The 12,168-nt window shown below is 71.7% G+C and carries 14 protein-coding genes; 7 read left to right on the top strand and 7 right to left on the bottom strand.

Translation table 11 applies throughout. From position 1 onward, the window contains the following. Positions 1-21 precede the first annotated feature (21 nt). Positions 22-1,365 carry an AarF/UbiB family protein gene (locus tag J2X46_RS07355; RefSeq protein ID WP_310248680.1) on the top strand — a complete coding sequence of 448 codons (1,344 nt, stop codon included), beginning with the start codon at positions 22-24 and terminating at the stop codon, positions 1,363-1,365. A gap of 112 nt (positions 1,366-1,477) precedes the next feature. Further along, a complete protein-coding gene (locus J2X46_RS07350) occupies positions 1,478-1,897 on the top strand; it encodes a nuclear transport factor 2 family protein (protein ID WP_310248678.1) in 420 nt (139 codons plus the stop codon). Here the strand turns inward: J2X46_RS07350 and J2X46_RS07345 are convergent. The 4 genes from J2X46_RS07345 to J2X46_RS07330 form a co-directional block, all read right to left on the bottom strand. Further along, entirely contained in the window at positions 1,886-2,368 is a 483-nt protein-coding gene (locus J2X46_RS07345) for a polyketide cyclase (protein WP_310248675.1), read from the bottom strand. The two genes, J2X46_RS07350 and J2X46_RS07345, sit on opposite strands and share 12 nt — an antisense overlap. Positions 2,369-2,385: 17 nt before the next feature. Continuing rightward, positions 2,386-2,757: a VOC family protein gene (locus tag J2X46_RS07340; RefSeq protein ID WP_310248673.1), complete on the bottom strand. Its 372-nt coding sequence runs from the start codon at positions 2,755-2,757 to the stop codon at positions 2,386-2,388. A gap of 126 nt (positions 2,758-2,883) precedes the next feature. After that, a complete protein-coding gene (locus J2X46_RS07335; RefSeq protein WP_310248671.1) occupies positions 2,884-4,926 on the bottom strand; it encodes a VWA domain-containing protein in 2,043 nt (680 codons plus the stop codon). A 9-nt stretch (positions 4,927-4,935) separates the two neighbouring features. Then, complete coding sequence (locus J2X46_RS07330) at positions 4,936-6,336, bottom strand: sigma 54-interacting transcriptional regulator (protein WP_310248668.1); 1,401 nt, start codon at positions 6,334-6,336, stop codon at positions 4,936-4,938. Between the two features lie 106 nt (positions 6,337-6,442). Here J2X46_RS07330 and J2X46_RS07325 point away from each other — a divergent pair, with 106 nt between their 5' ends. The 4 genes from J2X46_RS07325 to J2X46_RS07310 all read left to right on the top strand — a co-directional run bounded on the left by J2X46_RS07325 (position 6,443) and on the right by J2X46_RS07310 (position 9,732). Beyond that, the gene (locus tag J2X46_RS07325; protein ID WP_310248666.1) at positions 6,443-6,694 is read left to right on the top strand and encodes a hypothetical protein; all 252 of its coding nucleotides are present in this window, start codon (positions 6,443-6,445) and stop codon (positions 6,692-6,694) included. Between the two features lie 8 nt (positions 6,695-6,702). Next, positions 6,703-7,626, top strand: coding sequence for an SPFH domain-containing protein (locus J2X46_RS07320; RefSeq protein WP_310248664.1), 924 nt, complete (start codon positions 6,703-6,705; stop codon positions 7,624-7,626). Positions 7,627-7,707: 81 nt separating this feature from the next. Continuing rightward, complete coding sequence (locus J2X46_RS07315) at positions 7,708-8,148, top strand: pyridoxamine 5'-phosphate oxidase family protein (protein WP_310248662.1); 441 nt, start codon at positions 7,708-7,710, stop codon at positions 8,146-8,148. Positions 8,149-8,163: 15 nt separating this feature from the next. Next, entirely contained in the window at positions 8,164-9,732 is a 1,569-nt protein-coding gene (locus tag J2X46_RS07310) for a GAF domain-containing protein (RefSeq protein WP_310248660.1), read from the top strand. Positions 9,733-9,801: 69 nt separating this feature from the next. Here J2X46_RS07310 and J2X46_RS07305 read toward each other — a convergent pair whose 3' ends face one another. The 3 genes from J2X46_RS07305 to J2X46_RS07295 all read right to left on the bottom strand — a co-directional run bounded on the left by J2X46_RS07305 (position 9,802) and on the right by J2X46_RS07295 (position 11,698). Next, positions 9,802-10,407 (bottom strand): hypothetical protein, encoded by a 606-nt coding sequence (locus J2X46_RS07305; protein ID WP_310248658.1) that lies wholly within the window; start codon positions 10,405-10,407, stop codon positions 9,802-9,804. Positions 10,408-10,526: 119 nt separating this feature from the next. Continuing rightward, positions 10,527-11,174, bottom strand: coding sequence for a response regulator transcription factor (locus J2X46_RS07300; protein WP_310248656.1), 648 nt, complete (start codon positions 11,172-11,174; stop codon positions 10,527-10,529). A gap of 38 nt (positions 11,175-11,212) precedes the next feature. After that, a complete protein-coding gene (locus J2X46_RS07295; RefSeq protein ID WP_310248653.1) occupies positions 11,213-11,698 on the bottom strand; it encodes a GNAT family N-acetyltransferase in 486 nt (161 codons plus the stop codon). Positions 11,699-11,781: 83 nt separating this feature from the next. Here J2X46_RS07295 and J2X46_RS07290 point away from each other — a divergent pair, with 83 nt between their 5' ends. Next, positions 11,782-12,165, top strand: coding sequence for a VOC family protein (locus J2X46_RS07290; RefSeq protein ID WP_310248650.1), 384 nt, complete (start codon positions 11,782-11,784; stop codon positions 12,163-12,165). The last annotated feature ends 3 nt before the right edge of the window (positions 12,166-12,168 follow it).

Raw genomic sequence — 12,168 nt, 5'->3', positions numbered from 1 at the left:
CACGATGGGGACAATGGGGGCATGACCGAGTTGCCCCGCAAGGCCGCGGCACGCACGGCACGGCTGGCGGCGCTCCCCCTGGGGTACGCCGGACGCCAGGCCGTCGGCCTCGGCAAGCGCCTCGGCGGCAAGCCCGCGGACGCCGTGCTGACCGAGGTGCAGCAGCGCACCGCCGAGCAGCTGTTCCGCACCCTCGGCGAGCTCAAGGGCGGCGCGATGAAGTTCGGCCAGGCGCTCAGCGTGCTCGAGGCGGCCCTCCCCGAGGACCTCACCGCTCCCTACCGCGAGCACCTCACCGCGCTCCAGGACTCCGCTCCCCCGATGCCGACCGCGACGGTGCGCGAGCAGCTCACCACCCACCTCGGCGCCGACTGGCCCGAGCGGCTGGTCTGGCTCGACGGCGCCCCGACGGCCGCCGCCTCGATCGGTCAGGTGCACCGCGGCCGCTGGCGCGACGCCGACGGCGGCGAGCGCGAGGTCGCGGTGAAGGTGCAGTACCCCGGCGCCGGCGAGGCACTGATGGGCGACCTCCGCCAGATCGCCCGCGTGGCCCGTGGAGTGGCGCCCGCCTTCCCCGGCATCGACGTCAAGCCACTGGTCTCCGAGCTGCAGGCCCGCGCGGCCGACGAGCTCGACTACCACCTCGAGGCGGAGGCGCAGGCGGCGTACGCCGAGGCCTTCGCCGACGACCCGCACATCGTGGTGCCGCCGGTGGTCGACGTCGGCGGCGAGGTGCTCGTGACGGAGTGGATGGAGTCGCCGCACTCGCTCGCGCACGTGATCCGCGAGGGCACGCCTGCCGAGCGCGACCACTACGGCGAGCTGTTCGTGCGCTTCCTCTTCGAAGGACCCGCGCGCACCGGGATGCTCCACGCCGACCCCCACCCCGGCAACTTCCGCATCCTCCCCGAGCCCGACGGCTCGCCGGGTCGCCTCGGGGTCCTCGACTTCGGTGCGGTCGCCCGGCTGCCCGACGGACGGCTCCCCACGGCCATGGGGCGCCTGATGCGGATCGCGCTCGACTCCGACGAGGACTCCCTCGTGGCCGGGCTCCGCGAGGAGGGCTTCATCAAGGACCGGATCGCCGTCGACCCGGCGCTGGTGCTGGCCTACCTCGCGCCGTTCGTCGAGCCGGCCGCCGAGGAGCGCTTCACCTTCACCCGCGACTGGATGCGCGAGCAGTTCGAGCGGATCAACGACCCGAAGTCGGAGACCTTCACCCTCGCCACCAAGCTCAACCTGCCGACGTCGTACCTCCTCATCCACCGCACCTGGCTCGGCGGCATCGGCCTGCTCAGCCAGCTAGGCGCCACCGCGCCGTTCCGGGAGATCCTCGAGGAGTCGCTCCCCGGCTTCGCCGACTGACCACGCGCCGCCCGCGCGAGCCGTGTTCCGGTGACTCGCTGCACAGTGCGGTCGTGGTGACGCGGTCCGTACGTCACCAGCACCGCGCTGACGACGTGACACGATGCGGCCCATGAACGCCGCCACCCCCACGTCTGCCGAGGCCCTCGCCCGCTGGCACGCTGTCGTCGAGAGCCGCGACGCCGCCGGCCTCCCCGCGCTCATCGCGGAGGACGCCGTCTTCCGCAGCCCCGCGGTGCACGCGCCGCAGGAGGGCCGCGACACGGTCGTCGGCTACCTCACCGCCGCGTTCACCGTCCTCGGTCCGGAGCTGACCTACGAGCGCGAGTGGCTCGGCGAGGACTCGGCCGTGCTCCAGTTCCGCACCGTCGTCGGCGGCTTCGACGTGTCCGGGATCGACATGATCACGTGGGACGCCGACGGCCAGATCGTCGACTTCACCGTCATGGTCCGCCCCATGAGGGCCCTCGAGGCCGTCATCCAGCACATGGGCGCGGAGCTGATGCGGATGCTGGAGGCGTCAGGCGCCTGAGGCGCGTCGTCGTACGACCCGGTCGAGGATGCCGAGGGTGGCCCGCAGGGCGCTCTCGTCGTTGACCGGGAAGATCGGCCGCCACTGGTCGCTGACCGCGGACCAGTCGTAGACCGAGGTGACCCACGTGCCGGGGCTGCCCTCGACCTCGCCCGGCTCGAGCAGGTAGCCGTAGGTGTGGCCGATCGGCGGCTTGATCGTGCCGTCGATCCACCACGTGATCTCGCGGTCGGGCTCGTAGCGGTCGATGACGACCTCGACGTCGTAGCGACCCATCGGGTAGTCGCCCTTGGCCTCCCGGTCCATGTGCACGGTGAAGCGATCGCCCACCGCCCCCACCCGGTCGCCCTCCGCGGACTGCAGCATCCCGGACGCGTCGATGTCCACGTGACCCTCCGGGTTGCGCAGGACGTCGAAGATGGCGGCGGGCTCGGCCTCGATGAAGCGGCGTGCGGTCAGCTGGTCGGTCACGCGACCAGCCAAGCAGGTCAGCGCGGTCGCTGCTCCACCAGGCCGACCGTGGTGCCCTCGGGGTCGACGAAGAAGGCCATCCACTCGTCGGTGCCGGCCGGGCCGAGGGTGTCGTCCTCGTGGCCGAAGATCACGTGCGGTTCCGCCGCTATCTCCACGCCCTTGTCGCGCAGGCCGGCGACGGCCGCGTCGATGTCGTCGACCGCCAGGTAGATCAGCGCCCCCGACGCGCCACGGTCCATCAGCAGCCGGACGCCGTCGAGGTCGAAGAACGCCAGCCCCGGCGGGTCGAAGGTCGCGACGGGCTCGACGCCGAGCAGCTCGGCGTAGAACGCGGTGGTGCCGGCGAAGTCCGTCGCCCGCTGGGCGACCTGCACGAGTCGAGGCATCCCGTCAGTGTCCTGCCGCCGGGCGGCCCGCGCCAGAGCTCCCGCCGGCACCGAGGGTGGCGGCACACGACATCCCCAGAGCCCGATCCGATGTCGTCCGCCGCCACCCTCGGGAGCGACGGCAGGTCAGACCCAGAAGCCACGGCCTCCGTACCAGTCACCGAAGTGCTCTCGGTACGACGACGCCGGGCCGCGCGAGCCGAGGTAGGACCCCACCACCGCGGCGCCGAGGTCGTCGAGCTCGGGGCTCACCATCCGGCCGTCGACCCGCCGGGCCATCGAGTCGATGAAGCGGGCCAGGCCCGGGTCCTCGCCGAGCCGGAAGAAGGTGACCTGCGCCCCCAGTCGCGCGGCGGCGTCGAGCTCGCGCACGGAGTGGGCGATGGTCAGCGGGTGCGGCGGGTAGGAGAACCACACCTCGCCGTCGGCCTCGAGGTGGGCGGTCGGCTCCCCGTCGGTGACGACCAGCAGCACCGGCTGGGCGTTGGGGTGCTTGCGGAAGAACCGGTTGGCCAGCAGCAGGCCGTGGTGGAGGTTGGTGCCCTTGGCCCAGCGGGCGTCGAGGGCCGTCAGCTCCTCGATCTCCATCACCTGGGCGTGGCGGCCGAAGGCGATCAGCTGGAGGTCGTCGCCGCGGAAGCGCGAGCGCACCAGCTGGTGCAGCGCGAGCGCGGTGCGCTTCATCGGCACCCACCGGCCGTCCATCGCCATCGAGAACGACGTGTCGACCAGCAGCGCCACCGCCGCCCGGGTGCGTGCCTCGGTCTCGACGACCTCGATGTCGTCGACCTGGATGCGGATCCTTGGTTTCGACACGCTCGTGCCTCGCTGCTCAACCGGCGGGGTGCCGCGGAGCACCGCGTTGCCGATCGTGCGGGGCACGTCCCACGGCTCGGTGTCGCCGAACTCCCACCGCCGGGTGGAGCCGCTCGGCTCGCCCGCGAGTCCCGTCGTACGCGTCTCGCGGGCGCCGGAGCGGCCGCTCATCCGCTCGGCGACGTCGCGCAGCAGCGCCTTGCCGAGCTGGCGCATCGCCTTGGGTGAGAGCCGCAGCTCGCCGTCGGAGCCGCGCTTGAGGTAGCCGCTGTCGCGCAGCGCGCGCTCGAGCTGCTGGAGGGTCTTCGCCGCCACGGCGGACTCGTCGCCGAGCTGGCGGGCCAGCGCGTCGAGGTCGACGTCGTCGAGGCGCGCCCCGTGGTGCGACTGGGCGAGCTGGTCGGCGAGCGCGTCGAGCTGCGCGAGGTCCTGCAGGGCGCCCGTGCCGTCGCCGAGCCCGAGCCCCTGGTCGCCGTCGAACGACTCCGACCCCGACCAGTCCTCGCCGGGTCGCAGGGCCTGGAGGTTGGCGTCCATCCGGGCCAGCTGCTCCATCAGCTGCGGCGAGCCGAAGGCCTGCTGCGAGAGCTCCATCAGCTCCTGGCGCTGCTCCGGCGTCATCGAGTTCAGCATCCGCTGGGCAGCCGCGGCCCGCTGGGCGAGCGAGTCGAGCAGCTCGTCCATGTCCTGCGGGTCCTCGGGGAAGAAGTCGCCGTGCTTGTCCATGAAGTCACGGAACTCCTCGTCCGTGACACCACCGGCGGCGTGCTTCTCGAGCAGGTCGTTGAGGTCGGACAGCATCTCCGAGATGGCCTCGCGGTCCTCGTCGGTGGCGCCTTCCAGCGCCTGCTTCATGCCGGCGAAGCGCTGGTCGAGCAGCTCGCGGCCGAGCAGGTCCTTGATCTGCTCGTAGGCCTCGCGCGCCTCGCTCGACTGCCAGTCGTACGACGACAGCTCGCTCACCGCGGCCGCGGTCGAGCTCGGCAGGTTGTCGAGCGTCATCTCCCGCAGCGTGCGGTCGGAGTCGTCCATCGTGATGTCGCGGGCGAGCTGGCCACGCTCGGCAAGGACGGCCTTGTCGAGCAGCTCGCGCACCTCGCGCAGCGTGCCGTCGAGGTCGTGGCGCTGGAGGATCTCCCGGCGACGCTCGGCGACGCGCCGGGCGAGCTCGTCGAGCCCGGCCTGGTCGTTGCCGCCGCGCCGCAGGAACTCGCGCATCGCGTGCTCGGGCGTGTAGCCGGCCATCACGTCCTGGCCGATCTGGTCGAGCGCCTCGGCCAGGTCGACGGGCGGGGCGAGTGGGTCGCCGCCGTCGTAGCGGTGGAACCGCGAGCGGTCGGTGCGGCGGCTCATCGGTGGCTCTCAGCCATAGACGGTCTCCCCGGCATCCGCGTCCTTGCCGATCTTGCGGGCGAGGTAGAGCCCCTCGAGCGCCAGCTCGAGGGCACCGGCACGCTCGCCGTCGTTGGTCGCGTCGAGGCGGTCGCAGACCTGGTCGTAGAGGTCGGACTCCCCCAGCACCGGCAGCCCGGCGAGGAAGTCGCGGGCGCCCACGCGGGCACCGGTCGTCACCATCGCGCCCTCCTCGATCGCGTCGACGAGGAGCCGCAGGTCGATGCCCGCGAGGTGCGCGCGCACGGTCTCGGCGATCGAGGTGCGCAGCAGGTGGGTGAGGATCTCGGCCTCGCGACCCTCCTCACCGGTCTCGAACTCGATCTTGCCGCCGAGCACGTCGACGGCGGTCTCGAGGTCGACGACGCGGGCGACGGCCGCGTCCTCGCCCTGGGTGGTCGCGCGGTGCAGCGCGGCGGCGGCGATCGTCTCCGCGCCGGCGATCGCGAAGCGCGCACTGACGCCCGAGCGCTGGTCGACCGACTGCGACTCCCGCAGGTTGGCCGTAAAGCGCGCGAGCACCTCGAGGAGGTACGACGGCACCTCGGCGACCAGCTCGGCCTCCTGCGCGATGACGGCGATCTCCTCCTCGACCTCGCGCGGGTAGTGGGTGCGGATCTCGGCGCCGAAGCGGTCCTTGAGCGGCGTGATGATCCGGCCGCGGTTGGTGTAGTCCTCGGGGTTGGCGCTGGCCACCACGAGCACGTCGAGCGGCAGCCGCAGGACGTAGCCGCGGATCTGGATGTCGCGCTCCTCCATCACGTTGAGCATCGCGACCTGGATCCGCTCGGCGAGGTCGGGCAGCTCGTTGATCGCGACGATGCCGCGGTGGCTGCGCGGGATCAGGCCGAAGTGGATGGTCTCGGGGTCGCCGAGGTGGCGGCCCTCGGCCACCTTCATCGGGTCGACGTCGCCGATCAGGTCGGCGACCGAGGTGTCCGGCGTCGCCAGCTTCTCGGCGTACCTCTCGTCGCGGTGGCGCCAGGAGATGCGCAGGTCGTCGCCGTAGGTCGCGGCCGCCTGGCGCGACGAGACGGTGATCGGGTCGTAGGGGTGCTCGCCGAGCTCGGAGCCGGAGATGACCGGCGTCCACTCGTCGAGCAGGCCGACCAGCGAGCGCAGCAGGCGGGTCTTGCCCTGACCGCGCTCGCCCAGCAGCACGATGTCGTGGCCGGCGAGCAGGGCGCGCTCGACCTGCGGGATGACGGTGTCGGCGAAGCCGTGCAGGCCCGGCCAGGGGTCCTCGCCGCGGGCCAGGCGGTCGAGCAGGTTGTCACGGATCTCCTCGCGGAGGGTCTTGAGCTGGTGGCCGCTCTCGCGGAGCTGGCCGAGGGTGCTGGCATCGGGGTGCTGGCTCTGGTTCTCGCTCACGCCTTCCACGCTAGACCCGGCCGTCAACGTCGAGTGCGCTCGAAGTTGCTCCCCGGACTGCCCCGAATGCGGGGTTGGACGGCCCGTCGCAGGGCAGGATGACGCCATGGCCTCGATGTTCATGCTGTTCGTGGCGGTGCTGGTCGCCCTCGTGGCGGGTGGCGTCGGCTACGTGCTCGGCCGCTCGTCCGTGCCCCTGGGCCCGGAGGACAGTACGGCGATCGCCGAGCGCGACGCCTTCATCGAGCAGCTGCGTGAGCTCGCGTGGCAGCACCGTGACGTCTCCCCCGAGCTCTCCACGATCGTCATCGACGAGATCGCCACCCACCACCGCCGCCTCTCCGGCCCGAACGACTGAGGACCCAGATGCCCACCGCTCCCACCGCTGTGAAGCGCGCCAGCAGGGTCGTGCTCGGCTTCGGCCTGGTCGTCGCGCTGGCACTCGCCGTGCTGCTCTTCGTGCGGCCGACGACCGTCTCCACCGGCCCCGACCAGGTGGCGCTCCACTACAGCGACGGCGCCTTCACCCCGCGGCGCTACGAGGACTGCGTGCAGCGCTCGACGCGCGCGTGGGACGGCCCGGGAGACAAGCACTACCTCTACCCGACCTCCCAGCGGAACTACGTCTTCGGCGACGGCGGCGACCGCAGCCCGGTCACCTTCGTGACCAAGGACGGCATCGAGATGAGCGTCGACGGCGTGGCCGCCTTCCTCCTCAACACCGACTGCCCGACCCTCCAGAAGTTCCACGACCTCATCGGCAACCGGTACGCCGCCTACATGGACTCCGCCGACGGCAACGGGTCCGCCGGCTGGCTCCAGATGCTCAGCGTCTACATCAGCCGTCCGCTCGAGACCGCCATCGACCGCGCCGGCCAGAACTACACCTACACCGAGCTCTACACCGACCCCAACGTCAAGGCCCAGTGGGAGCGCGACGTGCTCGCCCAGATGCCCGACCTGGTCGGCCGGCAGATCGACGGCGAGGAGGAGTTCTTCACCGACTTCGCGATCACCCTGCAGAAGCCGGTGCCGCCGGACGCCGTGAAGGCCGCGCTGGTCGCCCAGCAGGAGGCCGTCGCCCGGGCGAAGGCCAAGGAGGCCGAGGCCGCCGCCCAGGTGAAGGCCGCGCAGGCGCAGATCGAGGTCGAGAAGGCCGAGGCGGCGAAGATCGCCGAGCGGATCAAGGTGCTGGGCCGCGACGGCTACCTCAAGCAGTACGCCATCGACCACGGCCTCAACCCCTACCAGCCGACGGCCGGCGGACTGATCACCAACGACGGGCCCTGAGGGCCAGCGCGCGGGACCTTCGGCCCTGCCTCGCCGCCTCCTGCCGGGGGAGGCTGGGAGCCGACGACGAAGGAGACTCCCATGCGACCCATGCTCGACCTCTCACGAGAGGACTGCGTACGCCTGCTCGGCGCCGGCATCGCCGGTCGGGTGGCCGTCGCCACGCCGACCGGTCCCCACATCGTGCCGGTCAACTACGCCGTCGACGGTGAGTCGATCCTGGTGCGCACGACGGCGTACAGCCTGCTCGGGACCTACGGTCGCGACGCCCAGCTCTGCTTCGAGGTCGACCAGTTCGACTACGAGAACCAGCGTGGGTGGAGCGTCTCGGTGCGTGGTCGTGCCTCCTTCGTCGACGACCAGCAGGAGCTCGCCGAGATCGCGCGGCACTGGGAGCCACGGCCCTGGGCCGAGGGCCAGCGCAACCTCGTCGTCCGCATCCCCTGGAGCGAGCTCACCGGCCGCCAGCTCGGCGGCGGCTGGGACCCGTGGGCGCACCTGCCGGTGAGGCGCCTCGCCTAGAGCACAATTCTCCGTGTGACCCACACACCGGACCTCGGCGCCGACGCCCGCTCCCTGCTGGAGGCCGTCACCGCCATCTCCAGCGACCTCGACCTCGACCTCGCGCTGACCCGGATCGTTGAGGCGGCGACCGCGCTGACCGGCGCCCGCTACGGCGCCCTCGGCGTGCTCGGCCGCGACGGCCAGCTCGTCGAGTTCGTCACCACCGGCATCGACGACAAGACCCGTGCCGCGATCGGCGACCTGCCTCACGGGCGGGGCATCCTCGGCGTGATCATCGAGGACCCGTCGGGCCTGCGCCTCGTCGACCTGTCGGCCCACCCGTCGTCGGTCGGCTTCCCGCCCAACCACCCGCCGATGACGTCGTTCCTCGGCATGCCGGTGCGGATCCGGGGCACGGTCTTCGGCAACCTCTACCTCACCGAGAAGTCCGGCGGCGGGCCCTTCACCGAGGACGACGAGAGCCTGGTCGAGGAGCTCGCGCGCACCGCGGGCTACGTCATCAGCAACGCCCGCTCGTTCGCGCTGAGCGAGCGCCGACGGCAGTGGCTGGAGGCCTCCGCCGACCTCTCCGAGCTGCTCCAGCCGCCGGTCGACCTGCCGACCGCGCTGCACCAGATCGTCTCCACCGCCCGCCAGGTCTCGGGCGCCCGCGCGGTCGCGCTGTGGTCGTCGCTCGGGCCGGAGCACGACACCCTCAGCGTCGCGCCCGACGTCGACGCCGACGAGGTCGAGCAGCTGCTCACCTCGGCGCGCGACGCAGCCGGGGTCGGGCCGGGCAGCCCCGTGGTCACGACGCAGGTCGACGGCGTACCCCTCGTGGTGGTGCCGCTGCGCTCGCACCTCGCGCCGGTCACTGCCCTGGTGGCGGTCTCGCAGCCGGGGTCCGGGCTGCTCGACGTGCAGGACCGCGACCTCTTCGCCGGTTTCGGCGACCAGGTCGCGCTCTCGCTCGACCGCACCCAAGCGCTCGCCGACCGCCAGGAGATGGCGCTGCTCTCCGACCGTGAGCGGATCGCCCGCGACCTCCACGACATCGTCATCCAGCGGCTCTTCGCGACCGGCCTCCAGCTCCAGGGCGTCGCCGCGATGGCCGGCGACGGCGCGGTGACCGAGCGCCTCGACAAGTCGGTCACCGAGCTCGACGACACGATCAAGGCGATCCGCGGCACCATCTTCGAGCTCCAGGACCGCCGCGGCGACTCGCTGCGCGCGGCGATCCGCAGCCTTGTCAAGGAGTACGTCCCGGTGCTGGGCTTCACGCCCGTCGTGCGCACCTCCGGCCCGATCGACAGCGCCGTCCCGCCGGCGCTGGGGTCGCAGCTGCTGGCCGTGCTCCGCGAGGCGGTCTCCAACGTCGCCCGCCACGCGCTCGCCGACTCTGCCGAGGTCGACGTCGTGGTCGGGTCCGACCTGCTCGAGCTCCGCGTCGCCGATGACGGCGTGGGTCTGCCGGCCGAGGTCTCCGAGAGCGGGCTGCGCAACGCCCGTCGTCGCGCCGACGACCTCGGCGGCACCCTCGAGCTCACCCCGGTCGGCGCGCGCGGCACCGTGCTGGTCTGGCGCGTGCCGCTCCCGTCCTGACGAGGCTGACCGCCGCACACACCAGAGGACCCGGCGCCAGAGGCGCCGGGTCCAGAGGGGGCCTGGTGATCACCGCAGGACGGGGTGTTCCTTCACCACATCCGTGCGGTTCCACCAGCGACCCAGCCCCCAGGTGGTGCCGGCCGCGCCCAGGGCGAGGACCGCCATCACGATCACGCCGACGAGGTGGTCGTCGACGACCGGGTTGTTCTCCAGGGGCAGCGAGGCGGCGTACATGAAGGCGTACATCAGCGCGCCGGCCGCGGCACCGATCCTCATGCCCGCCCCGAGGAGCAGGGTCACGCCGATGCCGAGGAGGCCGAGCATGAACAGCCAGTCGACCCACGCGTGCCCGGCGAGGCCGGTGAAGAACCCGTGGAAGGGGTTGTCAGCAGGGACACCGAAGCTGAGGAAGCCCTCGGTGGGGCTGCCGCCGTTGATCCACGCGGCGGGGCCGAACCGGTCCAGGGTGCCGTCCTGGGCATAGCTGGTGTGGAAGCCGAGCGCGAAGGTCTTGTCGAGGAAGGCCCACAGGAAGGTGACTCCGTAGGCGATCCGCAGGGTGGCCAGGGCCCGGTGGAACCAGGGGCCGCGGTCGTTCTCTTCGTTGCCGTGCACGCCGACCGGGGCTTCAAACGCCTCGACCTCGTGGCGGTGGCGATGGATGACGCTCATCGTCATCCCCTCCTTCGGTGGTGTGTTTTCTGGGTCACCACCAGAGTCGCGAAGCCACGCTCCGCGCATCAGGGCCTGCCGTCACCGGCTCGAGGGACCAAGGTCCCAGTCGGTCCCTGTCAGTGCTGGTCGCCGAGCAGCTTGGAGGCCAGCACCGCGGCCTGCGTGCGCCGCTCGAGCCCGAGCTTGGCCAGGATGCTGGAGACGTAGTTCTTCACGGTCTTCTCGGCGAGGAACATCTGCTCGGCGATCTGCCGGTTGGTCAGGCCCTCGGCGATGTGGCCGAGCAGGATCCGCTCCTGGTCGGTCAGCGAGGCCAGCTCGTCGGGGGTGCTGGGGCCGTTGCGGATCCGCTCCAGCACGGTCGCGGTCATCGCCGGGTCGATCAGCGACTTGCCGGCCGCGACGTGGCGGATCGCACCGACCAGGTCGGAGCTCTTGATCTCCTTGAGGACGTAGCCCGCCGCGCCGGCCATGATCGCGGCGAACAGCGCCTCGTCGTCGTCGTACGACGTCAGGATGAGGGCGTTGATCGTCGGGTCGATCGCGCGGACCGTCCGGCACACCTCGATGCCCGAGCCGTCGGGGAGGCGGGCGTCGAGCACCGCGACGTCGGGGCGCAGTGCAGGGATGCGCGCGGCGGCCTCAGTGGCGGTGGCGGACTCGCCGACCACCTCGATGTCCTCCTGCTGCTCGAGCAGGAACTTCAGGCCCTCCCGCACGACGTCGTGGTCGTCGAGGAGGTAGACGCGGATCGGCTCTCCCATGGGCACATTCCACCAGATCGGCGGCCCGGCGGGCCGGATCAGGAGAGGTCGAGGTACATCACGTGCAGACCCACCCGGCCGTGGGTGGTGCTGTCGAAGGACCGCGGCACGGTCCCGATGATCTCGAAGCCCAGGTCCTGCCAGAGTGCGACGGCGGCGGTGTTGGTCTCGACGACCGCGTTGAACTGGATGCCGGCGAACCCCTGGTCGCGGTGCCACTGCACGGCGTACTCGCCCATGCGGCGCCCGACACCCCGGCCTCGGGCTGCCGCGTCCACCATGAACGACGCGGTGCCGACGTGGGCGCCACGGCCGGGACGGTTGGCGCCCATCTTGGCCGAGCCCAGCACCGCGCCGTCCGCGTCGGTCAGGACGACCACGTGGCTGCCGTCGAACCACCAGCCGCTGGCCTGGTCGGACGTCGCGCCCAGCGGATAGGCGTACGTCTCGCCGGCCTCGACGATCTCCTGCCAGAACGGCCAGATCGCCGGCCAGTCGGCCTCGGTCGCGGGCCTGATCGTCACGAGATCTCCTTCGTTTCTCCGGTCTGGAGCACTCTCCCGGCCACCCGTCGCGGCGCGCACACTGAGGTGGAAGGAGGCGCTCCATGTCGCTCACCAAACGCTCCGTCGCGATGATGATGCCGGTCACCGACATCGACCGGTCGCGCACGTTCTACTCCGAGTCCCTGGGGCTCGACTACACCGGCACCAACGACGAGGGCAGCGCGATCTACGCGCTGGAGGGCGGATCCACGCTCGTCCTGCTGCCCCGGCCCGACAGCACGCCGTCCGAGAGCACGGCGCTGAGCTTCGAGGTGGACGACATCCACTCCGAGATCCGCGACCTGAAGGGCCGCGGGGTCGTGTTCGAGGACTACGACCTGCCCGACTTCTCGACCGTCGACCACGTGTGCGTGCTCGGCGCCGAGATGGCCGCGTGGTTCAAGGACCCGGACGGCAACGTGCTCTGCCTGCACCAGGACACCTGACAC

This window comes from Nocardioides sp. BE266 (assembly GCF_031457855.1).
Lineage (GTDB): Bacteria > Actinomycetota > Actinomycetes > Propionibacteriales > Nocardioidaceae > Nocardioides.
This window is presented reverse-complemented; position numbering and strand designations above follow the sequence as displayed.